Source organism: Sphingobium xenophagum (assembly GCF_031457465.1).
Classification (GTDB): Bacteria; Pseudomonadota; Alphaproteobacteria; order Sphingomonadales; family Sphingomonadaceae; genus Sphingobium; species Sphingobium xenophagum_A.
In genome coordinates this window covers 177,233-192,524 of the sequence record NZ_JAVDWV010000006.1, presented here as the reverse complement: position 1 = coordinate 192,524, position 15,292 = coordinate 177,233, and the positions used below count along the sequence as shown (strand labels likewise).

The following is a 15,292-nucleotide window of genomic DNA, read 5'->3' as shown; positions in this document are numbered from 1 at the left end:
GGGAGGGCAGTATAGATTTCGACCATGTCATCCATGTGACCATATTGGTGGGATGGGACGTCGGATGCCGCTATCAGTCCTCGAATTTCGGCACCTTGTCGAAGTCCACCTTGCCAAAGGGTTTGTCGGTAAAAAGATAGCCATAATAGAAAGTGCGGAGCCGCGCGTGGAACGCCCGGATGCGATCCTGATAGGCGAGTTGCGCCTGCATGTCGGTGTCGGCCAGGCGGGCGAGCACCGCCTGTACCCCGACCGAAGGCAAAAGCCAGCCAAGGCTGTGGGCAGCGGCATCTCTTGCCTCTATTGCGTGGCGATAGGCCGCGACCTTACCCGCGACGCTTTCGTCCCCCACCTGATGAAAAGCGAGATACCATTTATAATGGAACGCGGAGGTCAGGGGCGGGCTGTCCTTCCACTCTGGATGGTTTGCGTAAAAGGCGCGCATCGTGTCTTCGCGCGGGATGTCCCAGGCGCGATTCACTGCTTCTCGCTGGGCCAGGCTTATCTCTACGCCCTGACCCACCGGAACGGCCCGGTTAATGGCAACATTGGCGACAGTGGGCAAAATCAGAGTCAGCACCAGCCACAGCCCCGCCAGCGTCGCAGCGTTGGCGACCGAACTCCAGCGCAGCCGGCCGATCAACAGCGTGACCCCGATCCAGAAAGCGAGATAGAGAGCGACAAGGGCAAGCACCGTCAGCAGTGTAGTGATGGGTACATGAGACAGGATTGCGCCGATCGACAGCGGTAGTCCAAGCGCCAGGAACAACAAGCCGCCGCGCAAAACCACGCGCCGCGCCCACAAATGGCTCCGTGATGCCGCAAGGGCATCCAGCATGTGCAATCGACCCGCTTCCCGTTCGCCCGACACCAGATCATGGAACAGCGCGATCACGAACAGGGGCGTAAGATAGATCAGCACGAAGGAGAAGTCGAACCGGCCGGGCAGCGCGAGTTCGGGGTTGAAGGCTTCGCCGTCGTAAAGCTGCGCCTCCAGTCCCAGCGCCCGGACCCGCAGGATATAGGGTGCGACATCGCGCAGGCCGAGCGCCGCGAACGCCAGCGGCGCGGGTGCATCCCATGTCGCATGAAAGCTGTAATAGGCTGCGCTTCCAGCGTCCTTGTCCCGGTCCACCCATTGGGCGATGCTGGCGATATCCTGCGCCTGCTTGGGCTGGATGCGGGCGATGACATCATGCTGGCGGGCAACTTCCGCCATGCCCGCCCCCACGGCGGCAAGCGACAAAAGAGTGACGAGCAGCAGCGACAGTGCAGCCATGCGCGACCGCAGTAACAGGCGCAGTTCGTGAGCGATCAGGATCATGGACGGGCCTTTTGAAGGTGGCGGGCGACAGGCAGCAGGGCCAGCGCGGCGATAATAAGCCAGCCAATAAGCAAGCCAAGGCCCGGCACACTGGCCTTCACCAACTCGGCAGCACTGGCGGCCTTGAAGCGGAAGGACGGGATTTCGTGCCAATGCTCGGCAGAAATACGCTTGCGCTGGTCGGCACCTGCATCGCTGGCCGTATCATTGTCATAGCTGACGGCATCGGCCTGAAGCTTGTTCAGCCGTTGCACTATGTCGTAGCGATAGGCTTCGGCCTGTGTCAGGAAGCGGCGATGCCCCTCTAGGTCGGTGCCTGCCGCCGCCATCGATAGCCGTCGCAGCGAGATGGCGGGGCTGAGGATGCCAAAGCCGTCGGTCAGTCGGCTCTGCGCCTGCTGAACCGCGAAGCTGCGATTTGCATAATCGTTGAACAGTCGTGAGGTCAGCTTTTCGCCCTCCAGCGCCAGCAAACCCTTATAATTGACCGGCAGATCCTCGATTCGCGTCACGCCATATTGGCGCAGCGTTTTTTCCTTGAACGCCTTGAAAAAGGGGTCATCGGGATTGTGGCTGTCGCCCAGCGTATGGAGGTCATGTGCGATGGCGATATCGGTCTCAAGACGTGTAGGCAGCGCATGAGCGTGGGACGCAATGTCCGGTGCGATCCGCGGCAACAGAATCACCAGCACAGCCCATAGCGCCAACAGGGCGAGCAGTGCGTCGCGTCCGCGCTGCGCCAGCCCGGAAACGAGGATGACGATGACCGCCCATAGCGCCAGATAAGCGCCATAGCCGAGAGCGATCACCAGCATAGGTCCAGCCAGCGCGCCGGGCTGTCCCGCGATCAGCAGGAAGGCGATCATGGCGGGCAGCCCGACAAGCGCCGCGATCAGGGACAGCGCCAGCAGCTTGCCCAGGACCAAAGCGCGTGCGGATACGCCCTGCGCCAGCATCTGGCGCAATGTACCGCGCTCGCGTTCCCGCGCGACCGCGCCATAGCCAAGGAAGATCAGCAGTAGCGGCGCGATGACCTGCAACACAAAGGCAGGCGTTAACTGGCCGAAGCGGACAAGTAGCGAAGATTGGCGAACATCGCCGAAGTTGGCACTGTTCTGGCGATGGCCTTCCAGGAACATGCTGTTGCCGGTAAATGCGTCCACGCCCGGATCGAAGGCGGCCAATGGCCCCAGCGGGCGAAAGATGAAATTGCCATAATGGACCATCCGGTGGGGGTGGCGATCAGGTTGCGCCTCGAACGCTTCGCTGGCCTCCTCCTGAAAGCGCGCGCGGGTTTCAGCAATGGATCGCTGGTGGGACCAACTGATCAGCGCTGCCGCCAGCGTCAACAGGACCAGGAGCGCAAAGGCAATGACAGCGACCCGGTTGCGCCGCATGAGGCGCAGTTCGTCCCGCGCAACAAGGCTGATGGCGCTCATGCGGCAACGACCTCACGTACGAATTTGCTGTGCAGTGCGCGCACGTCGAACCGTTCCTCGCCCTGCGCCGATGCTTCATCGACGATCCGTCCGGATTCAAGGAAGCCGATGCGGTCGGCAATGTCGGCCGCCGACAACAGATCATGCGTCACCATCAGCACCGCGGCGCCTTTGCGTGCGACATCATGGACCAGCGTGTTGAAATCCGCCGTAGCGCGCGGGTCTAGGCCGGAGGACGGCTCGTCAAGCAACAGCACCGGCACTTCACGCAGCAGGGCGATGGCGATCGCCACCTTCTGGCGCATGCCCTTGGAAAAGCCGCCAAGCCGCTTGTCCCAGGCAGCATTCTGCAATCCCGTCGCCTCGAACGCGCCGTCAATGGCGTCTGACGCAGGATGACGTCCGGCCAGAGCCAACAGATAGGCGGCATTTTCCCGTGCCGTCAGATGCTCATAGAGCGCGACATTTTCTGGGACATAGGCGATCTGTTCGCGCGCCTTGTCCGGTGCCCTCGCCGGATCATGTCCTGCGACCAGCACGGTGCCTTTGTCGGGCCGGGCAAAGCCCAGCAACGTGGACATAGTCGTCGATTTTCCTGCGCCATTACCGCCCAACAGCGCGTAAATCTCCCCGGCATCGACATGCAAGGTAAGGCCGCGCAGCACAGGATAGCTGCCATAAGACAAGTTGACGTAGGACAATATGATGCGCTGGCCGGTTGCGGTCAGGGACATGAATGAAGCTCCTTGGCTGTTGGCTCGGACCATTTCGCCACTGCAGCAATATGTCAATGGGACGTTATAACATTATTAAAGTCGGCCACGCCGCCTTATAAGGTTCAAGGCGTGCTGAGGCGGTGCGGATTATTTTTCGAATGCTGACCGAGAATTCAAGGTTTGCCATGCCTTATGCCTGTCCCTCATCGCAGGCAAACATGAACCTAAACCAGAATATGCGACGATGGTGGCACAAGCCGCCCGGTCGACATATGGCTCGCGAACGCCCGCGAAGTCTTGTCGGATCACGCAGACGAGATAGCCGCTGCTGACGATATGAGCGCGCAAGTGAACCGGTTCGTCGAGGTCAATGTCCGCGACCAGCTTATCAGGTTGGCTCGAACCAATATAATCCAACAGGCTTTCGCCGCCGATCAGCCCTTGCAGCTCCATGGATGGGTTTATGATATGAGGGACGGGCTCATCAACCCTGTGCTGGAAATTAAGGCTTCAACCAGGCTCGACGATGCTGGAGCGCCCCATAAGGTCTTATGATCATGCAGGCCGCGCGAGGCGAAGCTGCCATCGTTCCCCGTCGACCGGTTCGCCGAAATCCTGATGGACGGCGGTTTCGGTCCGCTCGAACCCGTGCCGGGTATAAAGCCTGCGCGCGGTCTCAAGCACCGCCTGCGTCCAGAGCGTCAGCGTGGCATAGCCCTTGTCCCGCGCGAAGCCGATGCAGGTCCTGACCAACGCATCGCCGATGCGTCGTCCGCGCGCGAACGGCTCGACATAGAGAAGGCGCAGCCGCGCGATACCGCCACCTTCGTCGGTCAGGAAGATTGAGCCGGCCATTACGCCGTCAACCTCCGCCACCCAGCATTGCTCGCGCCCTGGCTTGAAATCACGCAGGAATGCGGTCGTGACCTCGCCTTCCACCACCTCCAGGCTGCATCCCCAGCCATGGCTGTCAGCGTAGAGAATGGACTGCCGAGCGGCGATCCGGCCCATATCACCGGTCCGGAACGGGCGGATGGTAAAGCCCGATGTGGGCGTGGCATCGAGCAGGAGGCGGGCTCTGGCCAGCGCCTCGACCAGGTCGGACTGTGCGACGGGATCGAGCCGCCCGATCATGCCCGCCACGGCATCGCGCTGGCGTGCATCAAGCAGCGCGAATGTTTCTCGACCCGCCTCGGTCAGCCGGATCGGACGAGTCCGGGCGTCGGCGCCCCGGTCCCGGATGATCCAGCCACGCTCCTCGAAACGCGTGAGTATGCGACTGACATAGCCCGCATCCATACCCAGGCTCGCCTGCAGCGCGTTGGCGCTTCCCGGTGCATTGACAGCAATCTCGAACAGCAGCCGCGCCTCGGGAAGTGTCGCCTTGCTGCCCAGGAAGCGCGCATCGAGCGCCCCGGCCAGTTGCGTATAGAAGCGGTTGAAACTGCGAATGGAGGCAATGGCGTCGTTCATGCCATCAATTGCGCCAGAATACTTGACGGTGTCAACCATATGGATGAGGTGCTTGCCTAGAAGGTGAATTTGACGTTCCCCGGGGCAGGACGCTGAAACGTCGGCTCGTGAGAAAGAATTTGGTAGCTGCAGGGCTAGCGCTGTCGACAATACGAACTATTGCGAGTGGATCGCAATTGTGCGACTGGAGTCCGTGTGCGTCTGCTCAGTGGGTGGAGAGGCGCCAAAAGGAGGCCTCAAGAATAGTGTCGCAAGAAGGCGCCGCATTGGAAGTGTACCAGTCGCATCGTGCGTCACTGGTTGACTATGCGCGCGTAATTACCGGCAGCGAGAGCACAGCGGAAGACGTGGTGCAGGACGCATGGCTGCGCTTCCGGAACGCCTGCAATGCGGTGACCCTGCGCGAGCCGCTGCATTATCTCTATCGGATCGTCCGAAATCTTGCGGTTGATGAAAATCGGCGGGCTGCCCTCGAAGTGTCGCGTTGCTCGGTGGATGTGGAAGCAATCACCCATACGATTGCCAGCGATGCGCCTTCACCTGAAGACATCGCGATTGCGCGCAGCGAATTGGAGCTTGTCCGCACCGCGCTCGGAGAATTGCCGGAGCGTACGCGGATCGCTGTAGAAATGCACAGGTTCGGCGGGCATACGCTCGCGGAAATAGCCGGCTCCTTGGGGATTTCAGTCGGGCTCGCCCACACGCTCGTTGCCGATGGGATCAAGCATTGCCATCATCGCCGCAACCGCAACAGATAGAGCGATGGGCTTTATTCTGAAAATTCGGACGGGCAGACCTGTCTATAGGACATGGGCGACTGTCCTCCTCCAAGCGGATCGGCAAGATGGCGCGCGCGGCTGCGGCTTGTCGCGAGCCGAGATTGCACCTTGCCGGTAATGGACGACGCTGAGCATATCCTCGATGAAGCCACGGACTGGCTGCTGGCACTGACCGAAAGGCCGGGTGACCGATCGACACGGGCACGTTTCCAGCAATGGCTGGCCGCCGACAGGCGGCATGGCGAAGTTTGGGAAAACCTCAACGATAGCTATGATCTGATCGGCAAGACGCAGCCGCAAATGACAACGCACTGGCCGGAAGTCGGGGCGCGCGCACGGTCGCGGCGCTGGTTCTGGAAGCGGGAGCGGGGCAGGCGTGAAACTGGGTATCCGCTCCAAACCATCCGCAAGCGGCGAGTATTGGCGGTTGCCGCTTCCGTTGCGCTGGCGGTCTGGTTGGTGCCTGAAGCCATGCTTGCCCTGCAGGCCGATCACCGCACGGGTACAGGCGAACTCCACGTCGCCAAGTTGGAGGACGGCTCTATCGCGCAGTTGGGGCCGGGCTCTGCAATCCGGGTCAGCTACGCCGAGGGCGAGCGCAGGATAGACCTGCTGGCAGGCGAAGCGCTCTTTCAGGTGACGCCCGACAAGTCCCGCCCGTTCCGGGTCCATGCCGATGACGTGACTATTACGGTTCTGGGAACCGGCTTCGACGTTCGCCGCCTGCAGTTTAGGACCGAAGTGGGCGTGCAGCATGGGCGCGTACGGGTCGACCGGACGGCTCAAGGGGCAAGCCCCGTGTTCCTCTCAACCGGAGACCTTGTGGCGATTGGCGAGGATGGCACGGCCGTGACCGGCCATATGGCGCCGCAACTGATTGCATCCTGGGCGTTGCATGAAGTGAACGCGCGCGACCGGGCGGTAAGTGATGTGATCGACGATATCCGGCCCTGGTATCGGGGCAAGATCGTGGTGATGAGCAAGGCGTTGGGGAAACGCCGGGTCAATGGCGTCTATGATCCGCGCGACCCATCCAAGGCGATCCGTTCGATGATCCTGCCGTTGGGCGGTGCGGTTACGCAGATCACGCCGTGGCTCATCGTTATTCACGAATAAAACCACATAATTTCAAAGCGATGATGTTCGTCTCCATAAAACTCGAAAAAATCTGAAAATCGATCGCCTTCGCAGAGTCCTTGTTACTGAGGGTTATGCGGATGCGAATCATTATCATATGGATCGCAGCCCTGACCCAAGCTGGATTATCTCAGGGGTATCGGAATGCGATTGATAAATGGACGATGGAATGAACCCAGCCGCTCGATGGGGATGGCGTTGCTGCTGGCGACCGCGTCTGGCGTGGCGGCATTCGCCCCGACGTCGGCCACGGCCCAATCCTCGGCTGCCACGCGATCTTTCAGTATTCCCGCGCAGTCGCTTCCCGACGCGTTGATCTTGTTCGGACGCCAGGCAGGGATCGAGGTGACGGCGGAGAGCGTCAATACGCGCGGGCAGTCCACCCAGGGCGTGTCGGGTCAATTGGCCCCCGCCGATGCCTTGTCGCAGTTGCTGGCCGGAACCGGCCTTACATTTCGCTGGCAGTCCGACCGCTCGGTGGTGGTTGAACCTGCCCCGCAGGCAGCCGAAGGCGCGATCCAGCTCGGCCCCGTGCGCGTGGAGGGCAATGCCGGTTCCGGCGCGGTGGTTTTTGCCTCACCGATCAGGACGAGCGATCTCGGTACCACGGAAGGCACGGGAAGCTATCGCTCGCCGGTGACCACCACGGCGCTGCGTATGCCGCTCACCCTGCGCGAGACGCCGCAAAGCGTCACGGTCATCACGCGCCAGCGGATCGAGGATCAGAACATCACCGAGATCAGCCAGGCCCTGGCGCAGACGATCGGTATCAATTTCAATCTCGGCGGTTCGCCTGATTCCGATCAAAGCGGGCTCTATTCGCGCGGGTTCGAAGTCAACAACTGGCAGGTGGACGGCATCGCGCGGCCCACGGCCTATGGTTTCGGCGATGCCTATGCGGACATGGCTATTTATGACCGTGTCGAAGTGATCCGCGGTGCATCGGGGCTGCTTAATGGCTCCGGCAACCCCTCCGCCACCGTCAATCTGGTTCGCAAGCGTGCGCCGGGCGAATGGCAGATGCAGCTGGAAGCGCAGGGCGGAAGCTGGGATTATGTGCGCGGGCAGGTCGATGTCGGCGGCCCGGTGGACAAGGATGGGCGTGTGCGTGGCCGCTTCGTTGCGGCCTATCAGGATGGCGGGCTCAACATCGATCGCGCCACCTCCCATCGCAGCATCTTCTACGGTACGGTGGAAGCCGATCTGACCGAAACCACGCTGCTGCGGGCGGGCATCGATTACCTCAATCGCAGCGCGGACGATGCCAACATGGCCGGCGTGCCCATCGTCACCACCGATGGCACGCCCACGCATTTTTCCCGTTCGCGCAACACCGTCACGGACTGGACGCGCTATGATCGCGACTCCCTCAGCGCCTTCGCTTCCATTGAGCAGAAGCTGGGCGAATGGTCGCTCCGCGCCGATCTCGACTGGACGCGCAAGACCTATGACATGGTCTTTGGCTATGCCTTGCGGGGCGCGTTGAACCCGGATGGCACCGGCACCGGCATCTGGCCCGGTCGCTGGGCCGACAAACAGCGCATGACCAGCCTTGTCGGCACAGCTTCCGGGCCGCTGCGGATATTCAGCGATGACGACCTGCTGATGGTCGGCGCGAGCCATTACACCACCAAGGAAGGCGGCGACGACTATCAGATCTGGTTTTTCGATGGCTACGATCCGTCGATCCCCAATTATTACGACTGGCAGGGCGACGGTTTGCCCGAGCCGGGCTGGCCCTATCTTGGTCAATACGGCAACGATGAGAAGCAGACCGCGGCCTTCGCCACTTTGCGGATCAAGCCCTTGCCGATGCTCTCGGTGATTGCGGGCGGGCGCCTGACCGACTGGCGCCGCGAATATTGGAACCAGACAACCGGCGAAGGGCGCACGGTCAGCCCGACATCGGTGAAGGGCGAGTTCACGCCCTATGTCGGGGTGATCCTGGATGTGACACGCAATGTGTCGCTCTATGCCAGCTATACCAGCATTTTCTCGCCCCAATCCTATCGCGACATCAATGGCGATTATCTCGATCCGCTGACCGGCAAGAATTACGAGATCGGTGCGAAGGCGGATCTGATGAACGGGCGTCTTGCCCTGTCCGGGGCATGGTTCAGCATCCGGCAATCGAACTTCCCGGTCTATGTGCCCGATGTCGTGGGGCCGACGGGCGATTCCGTCTACGAGTCGGTGGACGGCACGCGATCGGAAGGTTTTGAACTGGAGGCGACGGGCGAACCGCTGCCGGGATGGAAGATCGCCGGCGGGTTCAGCCATGTCACAGTCAAGGATCGCGAAGGCGTGCCGCTCAATACGCAAGTGCCGCGCGATAGCTTCCGGCTGCTGACCAGCTACGACCTGACTGGTGCTGGCATGCGCGGGCTCACCGTGGGCGGCAATGTCCTGTGGAACAGCCGGACCTATTCCGACATCAGCTATGTGGCCGATGGCCTGACCATCGCGGAACAGAAGCCCTATGCGGTGGTGGACGCCTTTGCCCGCTATGCGCTGACGCCCAACCTGACGCTGTCGGTCAACGCGAGCAACCTCTTGGACAAGCGTTATTATTCCAGCGTTGCCTATTTCGCGACGTTCGGGGAGGCGCGCCGCATCGTCGGCACCTTGCGCGCAAAGTTCTGAGGTGGACGTGACCGGAGCCGCGCTGTGAAGGACTCGCTTCGCCAGTCGATGGCATGGCTGCACACCTGGGCAGGACTCCTGCCCGGATGGCTGCTGTTCGTAATCTTCCTGTTTGGCACCACGGCCTTCTTCCAGCTGGAAATCGACGGCTGGATGCATCCCGAACTTGAGCGGGCGCCGGTCACCGCACAGGCGCTCGACCGGGCGGATGCCATGTTGCGCGCCCGTGGATCGGGTGCGGAAAGCTGGAGCGTGTCGCTCCCGAGCGGGCGGAGCAACGAGGCCCTGGTGCTCTCATGGACGCCTGAAGGCGGGGGTTGGCGAGACAGGGGCGAGATGAAGCTCGATCCCGCGTCTGGCCGGGAAGTCGCTGTGCGCGAAAGCGCAGGCGGCTTCTTCCTCTACCGGATGCATTTCGACCTCCATTACTTGCCAGTGATGTGGGCGCGCTACCTCGTTTGCGTGGCGGCGCTCGCGATGCTGGTCGCGATCCTTTCGGGCATTGTCACGCACAAAAAGATCTTCGCCGATTTCTTCACGCTGCGCTTCGGCAAGGGGCAGCGAAGCTGGCTCGATGCGCACAATGTAACGGCGGTCCTCGCGCTGCCGTTCCATCTGATGATCACTTATACCGGGTTGGTGACCTTGCTGTTCACGCTCATGCCCTGGGGCGCCAATGCCGCGTTTGGCGGTATGGATGCTTTTTATGAGAAGAGCTTTCCCCCAGCGCCGACGATAGCTTCGACGCGCGCATCGCCCGGCTCGGCGTCACAGCCACGTCCGCTTCGCGAGATAATCGCGCGAGCCGAAGCGAACTGGATCGGCCAGAAGGCCAGTTACGTCAGCATCGAAAATCCAGGCACGCCGGACATGGTTGCCGGCATCTGGCCGGGGCAGGAAATGCTGGGCGGTGGGCGGCAGCCTGTGTATCTGAATGCTGCCACGGGCGACGTCCTCGGCACGGGCGATAAGCCCGGCGGTGCCCGGGCCACGCAACGGGTTATGATCGACCTCCATGCGGGCCGCTTTTCAGGCGCGGTGCTGCGCTGGCTTTATTTCCTGTCGGGCGTGGCGGGCACGATCATGGTGGTGAGTGGCCTCGTCCTTTGGACCGTCAAGCGCCGGGCCAAGCTGCCCGACCCATCCCGCCCGCATTTGGGTTTCCGGCTGGTAGAGCGCCTGAACATCGGGGTGATCGCCGGGTCGTGTGCGGGGCTCGCCGTGTATTTTCTCGCGAACCGGTTGCTACCCGTCGAACTGCCGCATCGCGCCGATTGGGAAATCCACAGCCTGTTCATCGCCTGGGGCGCGATCTTCACCTGGACCATCGCGCGCCCGGTCAAACAGGCCTGGATCGAGGCGCTGGCGGCCTGCGCAGGGCTTTATGCGCTGGTGCCGGTGGTGAGCGCGCTCACCACACAGCGCGGTCTCCTTTCCAGCCTTATCGCTGGCGACTGGATTTTTGCCGGCTTTGATCTTGCCATGCTGGTGATGGCTGCTGCCTGCGGCTTCACGGCGTGGAAAGTCGCCACGCGCAAGCCAAAGACTGCGCCCCGCCGCAAGACGCGCGAGCTGGCGGCGGCGGCGGCATGATTCACGCGGCAATCTTCCTCCTGTCGCTGTCTGGCTTTGCCGCCTTGCTGCTCGCGATGGCGCGACACCAGCAGGACTGGCTCCGCCGCAAGCTGCCTGCGAGCCGGAGCAGAGCCCTGCGTCTGTCCGGCTTCCTGATGCTGGCACTCGCTTTTCTCGTTGCGGGGGCGGGCGTTGGCTGGGGCTACGGCTCGATTGCGTGGTTCGGTTGGATGACCGCCGCCGCCGCCCTGATCGTCGTCGCCAACCTCAATCGGGACCGCCTTCTGCCCAGGGTCCGGCCCTGATGCCTGCAATTCTTACCCTGCCAATGTTGGAGATCGCCATGTTCAAGACGTTTATTGCTACCGTACTGCTCGCCGGAACTGCCGCCAGTGCCTCCGCTCATGAAATATGGATCGAACGCGACGGCGCGACGGCGCGGGTCCATGTGGGAGACGCTGCGGGCGAGCGCGACAAGGGCGAGGAAATCGCCAAGCTCGTCGCCACCTCCCGCCTGTACGAAACGCAGCCGGACCGGGCCTTTGCTGTGACGGCACAGTCCGATCATCTGGCAGCCGATGTCGGCGGTGCCGGGGACCTGCGCTATTATAACGATCAGGTCTGGGCGCCTTGGAAGACGGACGAAGGCGACTATCAGGCAGCCGCCTTCCAGGCGAAAGCAGGGCGCGATAGCACGCAGGCGGTCCACGCATTCGAGCTGGTGCCCGTCGCGTCGGGGAGCGACAGCTTCATCCTGACCTTCAAGGGGCAGCCCCTTGCTGACACCGGCATCACCGTCATCAATCCCGATCTTTGGGAAAAGACTTTCAAGACGGATGGGGAAGGGCGCTTCACCGTGCCGGTTGCCGCGAAAGGCCGCTATATCCTCGTCGCCCGCCATGAGGCCCCGGCCGATGTCGAGATCGCCGGGCAGCGGGTGGCGAGCCTGCAGCACATTGCGTCGCTGAGCTTCGTCGCGCACTGATGACCAGCGCGATCGCCATGAGCAAGCAGGCCCGTCATCGCTGGTCCGTGGCGGCACGCAGCCTTGCCGGGACGCTGGGTGCTTACGGCGTGACCGCGCTGTTCACGGCGGCACTCTCGCTGCTGCTGGCACGGATCGGCATGGATCGGGTCGAGGCCGTGACGGCAGCCACCTTGCTGAGCTTTGCCGTTTTCGCCCTGATCGCCATGGCCGTGTTCCATGCCCGCAGCGCGGTGCGGGCATGGATTTGGCTGATCGGCGCTTCCATTCCCGTGGGCGCGGCCCTGCTGGCCTTACTGCCTGGCGTGAGAGGATGAACTCCATCATGTTCGATATTGCGGACGATGAAGAAACGGTTACGCAAGACAGCGCTAGCGCGGCCGGGCAGATAACCGAGCCCGGCTTCTCGCCAGCCGCCACCATTGAGCCATGGAAGCCAGCGACGCGCTATTCGGATCAACCGATGAGCCTCAAAACGCGTCTGTTCGGCATGGGCGGTACCGGCGGGATCACCTTACTCATCGCCGGCGGCGCCCTGTTCACCTGGACGACCTATCAGGCCGTTCAGAAGCCCGCGACATTGAGCGTGTTCGACGTCGCGCCTCCTGCTGCCCCACCAGAGCCTGCGCGGGAGATCCCGCCTGGGCCGGAAGAGGTGGAGAAGGATCAAGACATGCCTGACACTGTGCCGCCACAGATCGAGCCGCCGGAAATTCGCGTGCCGAGCACCAATCCCCTGCCGGTTCCGGTCTGGAAGCCAGTTCCCGATCCGGCACCGCCTGCAAAGGAAACGACGGCGCCCGAGACGCAGCCCGCGCCGCCCGCACCGCAGATGTCCAGCGGCCAGCCGACCTGGGAAGTGCTCGTGCTCGGCGCGCTGAACAAGGTGAAGCGCTACCCGCGCGAAGCCTCTTTCCGGCGCCAGCAGGGCGTGCCCTATATCCGTTTCGTGATGAACCGGAACGGCGAGGTGCTCTCGGTTCGCCTCGAGCGGTCGTCCGGTGTCCGCGCGCTCGACAATGAAGCGCTCGCTTTGCCCAAGCGCGCGGCCCCGCTGCCAAAGCCACCCAAGGAGGTGGCGGGCGACACCGTTGAACTGGTCGTCCCGGTCGAGTTCTTCATGCGATGAGCGCCTTTGCAGTGCTGCTTGCCAGCCTCGCCGCTCTGGCGGGGGCGATGGAAGAACGCCCGGATCAGCCCGACCTCAAGGGTGAAGGCCTGCCTCGGCCTGTGGCGGCCGCCGGGTCCGATCCAGCCTATCCGGCGGAATTCTATACCCCGTTCCAGCCCCAGACCGCTCTTGAGATGCTGGAACGCACGCCCGGTTTCTCCATCTCCGATGGCAGTGGCGTGCGCGGCTTTGGCGGGGCGGCGGGCAATGTGCTGATCGATGGGCAGCGTCCTAGCGTGAAGGCAGGCGGTATCAGCGAGGTGCTGCGGCGCATTCCTTCCGCTCAGGTGGAACGCATCGTGCTGTTGCGTGGATCGGATGCAGCCGAAGCGCAGGGGCAGACGCTGGTCGCCAATGTCATCCTCAAAACCGATGCACGTGGCGCCGGGACGGCGACGTTGACGCTGGAGCGCGCGGCCGATGGCGGTCTCTCACCAACGGCCAAGGCCAGCTATGCCAAGGCAATCGGCGCGTGGCAGGCCAGTGTTGAGCTGATGGCGGGTGAGGCGCGCTATCCCTCCACCGCGCGGTTCCATAATCTTGATGCAGCGGGCGCCTTGACGCTGGGGCGGCTTCAGGAGTCGCTGGGCAAGGCACCGGAATATGGGGCGGCAGCGTCTGCTTCCCGTCCGCTGGGCGGCGGCACACTGACGGTGAACCTGCGGCTCAATCACGATGTATATAGTTCCGCGACCGATGTAGGCCTCTATGGCGGAGAGATAGCGGGTGCGACCTATGCCAACCGCTTCATCGCGTATCGCGAGGAGAGCAGCAGTGGCGAGCTTGGGCTCGACTGGACGCGTGGACTGGGTGCAGGCTGGATGCTGAAGCTCGTCGGTCTCGGCCAGATGGCGACGAGCGGGGTCGACGAGGATTATCAGGAGCCGGACTATCGCGGTGTTTCGGACCTGCGGCAAAAGCCGCTGGAACTGATCGGGCGCGTCACACTGGCGCGTCAGGGCGATTATGCCATTCGCCCGGAACTCGGCCTTGAACTGGTATATAACCGCCTGACCAGCGACCTGGATTACGCCGAGGACACCGGACAGAGCATGATGCCGGTCGTGTTAAGCAACGCGAATACGCGCGTCTCTGAACAGCGCGGCGAGGCCTTCGCGAATGTTGCGGTGAGATTGACGTCGCGCCTCGATCTGGAAGTCGGCGGCGCGTTCGAACTGTCCCGCCTCAGGGTGGATGGCGACAGCGATCATGCGCAGAGCCTGTCCTACTTCAAGCCGTCCGCCGCGCTGGTCTGGTCGCCACGGGACAGCACGCAGCTTCGCCTCGCGATGCGACGCACAATCGATCAACTCGATTTCGCGGATTTCGCCGCTTCGGTCGATCAGACCGACGGGCGGCCCATGGGCGGCAATTCCGGGCTGCGCCCAGCACAGGTCACGCGGGCCTTTCTGCGCCTGGACCATCGCTGGGGCATGGGCGCGGCGCTGGCGCTCGAGGCCTACCATCAATGGCACAAGGGCTTGCTCGGCTATCTCGTGCTCGACACGGGCGATGAGGCGCTCGGCACCATCGGCGACGCACGGCAATGGGGCCTCACCGGCAACGCAACCCTTCCATTGCACAGCCTGCTCAAGGGCGCACGGATCACGGTTTCAGGTACGCTTTGCGATTCCCGCTTTAGCGATCCCCTGACAGGCGAGGTCCGGGCGATGGACGATCTGCCCTCGGCCAGTTTCGAGGCCGAGTTTCGTCATGATCTGCCTCGTCTGCGGTCGTCATGGGGTTTCAGCTACGAGTCCGCACAAAAGGCCGAGATTTTCTATACAAGCGAGCGCCTGTTCTGGCGGGAAAGACCCGTGTGGGACGTGTTCGTAGAGACGACGGCTGTGCCGGGGTTCAAGACGACCTTGCGGGCCAGCGCGATCACGGGAGACAACAGCGATCGCTTGCGGAGTTTCTTCGTTCCCAACCGAGCCGGCGATTATTCCGGGAAGGAAACGCGCAAGCAGACCCAAGGAGCAACAGTCTCGCTTACCTTATCGCGGGCCCTGTGAGGGAGAAACTTGCAAATACAGATCGTGAGCCCGAT

General features: G+C 62.6%; 14 protein-coding genes. 10 read left to right on the top strand and 4 right to left on the bottom strand.

Annotated elements, in window-relative coordinates:
• Positions 1–73: 73 nt before the first annotated feature.
• From J2W40_RS08020 to J2W40_RS08010, 3 genes are read right to left on the bottom strand one after another with little or no spacing between them, the layout of a single operon-like run.
• Positions 74–1,324, bottom strand: coding sequence for a DUF3526 domain-containing protein (locus tag J2W40_RS08020; protein ID WP_310223391.1), 1,251 nt, complete (start codon positions 1,322–1,324; stop codon positions 74–76).
• Positions 1,321–2,763, bottom strand: coding sequence for an ABC transporter permease (locus J2W40_RS08015; RefSeq protein WP_310223388.1), 1,443 nt, complete (start codon positions 2,761–2,763; stop codon positions 1,321–1,323). The genes J2W40_RS08020 and J2W40_RS08015 overlap by 4 nt, the downstream gene beginning before the upstream one ends.
• Positions 2,760–3,497, bottom strand: coding sequence for an ABC transporter ATP-binding protein (locus tag J2W40_RS08010; RefSeq protein ID WP_310223386.1), 738 nt, complete (start codon positions 3,495–3,497; stop codon positions 2,760–2,762). Before J2W40_RS08010 ends, J2W40_RS08015 begins: the two co-directional genes overlap by 4 nt.
• A gap of 279 nt (positions 3,498–3,776) precedes the next feature.
• On the opposite strand from J2W40_RS08010, the gene J2W40_RS20575 reads away from it, so the two are divergent.
• Complete coding sequence (locus J2W40_RS20575; protein ID WP_409050354.1) at positions 3,777–4,034, top strand: carbonic anhydrase; 258 nt, start codon at positions 3,777–3,779, stop codon at positions 4,032–4,034.
• Here J2W40_RS20575 and J2W40_RS08000 read toward each other — a convergent pair whose 3' ends face one another.
• Complete coding sequence (locus tag J2W40_RS08000; RefSeq protein WP_310223383.1) at positions 4,035–4,952, bottom strand: bifunctional helix-turn-helix transcriptional regulator/GNAT family N-acetyltransferase; 918 nt, start codon at positions 4,950–4,952, stop codon at positions 4,035–4,037.
• Between the two features lie 245 nt (positions 4,953–5,197).
• Here J2W40_RS08000 and J2W40_RS07995 point away from each other — a divergent pair, with 245 nt between their 5' ends.
• The 9 genes from J2W40_RS07995 to J2W40_RS07955 all read left to right on the top strand — a co-directional run bounded on the left by J2W40_RS07995 (position 5,198) and on the right by J2W40_RS07955 (position 15,257).
• Positions 5,198–5,710, top strand: coding sequence for a sigma-70 family RNA polymerase sigma factor (locus J2W40_RS07995; protein WP_310223381.1), 513 nt, complete (start codon positions 5,198–5,200; stop codon positions 5,708–5,710).
• 138 nt (positions 5,711–5,848) lie between these two features.
• A complete protein-coding gene (locus J2W40_RS07990) occupies positions 5,849–6,847 on the top strand; it encodes a FecR family protein (RefSeq protein WP_310223379.1) in 999 nt (332 codons plus the stop codon).
• A 165-nt stretch (positions 6,848–7,012) separates the two neighbouring features.
• Positions 7,013–9,511: a TonB-dependent siderophore receptor gene (locus tag J2W40_RS07985; protein WP_310223377.1), complete on the top strand. Its 2,499-nt coding sequence runs from the start codon at positions 7,013–7,015 to the stop codon at positions 9,509–9,511.
• A 24-nt stretch (positions 9,512–9,535) separates the two neighbouring features.
• On the top strand, positions 9,536–11,104 hold the full coding sequence (locus tag J2W40_RS07980; protein WP_310223375.1) for a PepSY-associated TM helix domain-containing protein: 1,569 nt from the start codon (positions 9,536–9,538) through the stop codon (positions 11,102–11,104).
• The gene (locus J2W40_RS07975; protein ID WP_310223373.1) at positions 11,101–11,391 is read left to right on the top strand and encodes a DUF3325 domain-containing protein; all 291 of its coding nucleotides are present in this window, start codon (positions 11,101–11,103) and stop codon (positions 11,389–11,391) included. Before J2W40_RS07980 ends, J2W40_RS07975 begins: the two co-directional genes overlap by 4 nt.
• Before the next feature lie 38 nt (positions 11,392–11,429).
• Entirely contained in the window at positions 11,430–12,071 is a 642-nt protein-coding gene (locus J2W40_RS07970; RefSeq protein WP_310223371.1) for a DUF4198 domain-containing protein, read from the top strand.
• A gap of 17 nt (positions 12,072–12,088) precedes the next feature.
• On the top strand, positions 12,089–12,388 hold the full coding sequence (locus tag J2W40_RS07965; RefSeq protein WP_310223369.1) for a hypothetical protein: 300 nt from the start codon (positions 12,089–12,091) through the stop codon (positions 12,386–12,388).
• An 8-nt stretch (positions 12,389–12,396) separates the two neighbouring features.
• A complete protein-coding gene (locus tag J2W40_RS07960) occupies positions 12,397–13,200 on the top strand; it encodes an energy transducer TonB (RefSeq protein ID WP_310223366.1) in 804 nt (267 codons plus the stop codon).
• On the top strand, positions 13,197–15,257 hold the full coding sequence (locus J2W40_RS07955) for a TonB-dependent receptor plug domain-containing protein (RefSeq protein WP_310223364.1): 2,061 nt from the start codon (positions 13,197–13,199) through the stop codon (positions 15,255–15,257). The genes J2W40_RS07960 and J2W40_RS07955 overlap by 4 nt, the downstream gene beginning before the upstream one ends.
• Positions 15,258–15,292 lie beyond the last annotated feature (35 nt).

What these genes read in the sequence shown, in the direction of transcription:
- J2W40_RS08020 (WP_310223391.1), bottom strand. Translation starts at nt 1,324, where the DNA reads ATGATCCTGATCGCTCACGAACTGCGCCTGTTACTGCGGTCGCGCATG.
- J2W40_RS08015 (WP_310223388.1), bottom strand. Translation starts at nt 2,763, where the DNA reads ATGAGCGCCATCAGCCTTGTTGCGCGGGACGAACTGCGCCTCATGCGG.
- J2W40_RS08010 (WP_310223386.1), bottom strand. Translation starts at nt 3,497, where the DNA reads ATGTCCCTGACCGCAACCGGCCAGCGCATCATATTGTCCTACGTCAAC.
- J2W40_RS08000 (WP_310223383.1), bottom strand. Translation starts at nt 4,952, where the DNA reads ATGAACGACGCCATTGCCTCCATTCGCAGTTTCAACCGCTTCTATACG.
- J2W40_RS07990 (WP_310223379.1), top strand. Translation starts at nt 5,849, where the DNA reads ATGGACGACGCTGAGCATATCCTCGATGAAGCCACGGACTGGCTGCTG.
- J2W40_RS07985 (WP_310223377.1), top strand. Translation starts at nt 7,013, where the DNA reads ATGCGATTGATAAATGGACGATGGAATGAACCCAGCCGCTCGATGGGG.
- J2W40_RS07975 (WP_310223373.1), top strand. Translation starts at nt 11,101, where the DNA reads ATGATTCACGCGGCAATCTTCCTCCTGTCGCTGTCTGGCTTTGCCGCC.
- J2W40_RS07970 (WP_310223371.1), top strand. Translation starts at nt 11,430, where the DNA reads ATGTTCAAGACGTTTATTGCTACCGTACTGCTCGCCGGAACTGCCGCC.
- J2W40_RS07965 (WP_310223369.1), top strand. Translation starts at nt 12,089, where the DNA reads ATGAGCAAGCAGGCCCGTCATCGCTGGTCCGTGGCGGCACGCAGCCTT.
- J2W40_RS07960 (WP_310223366.1), top strand. Translation starts at nt 12,397, where the DNA reads ATGTTCGATATTGCGGACGATGAAGAAACGGTTACGCAAGACAGCGCT.
- J2W40_RS07955 (WP_310223364.1), top strand. Translation starts at nt 13,197, where the DNA reads ATGAGCGCCTTTGCAGTGCTGCTTGCCAGCCTCGCCGCTCTGGCGGGG.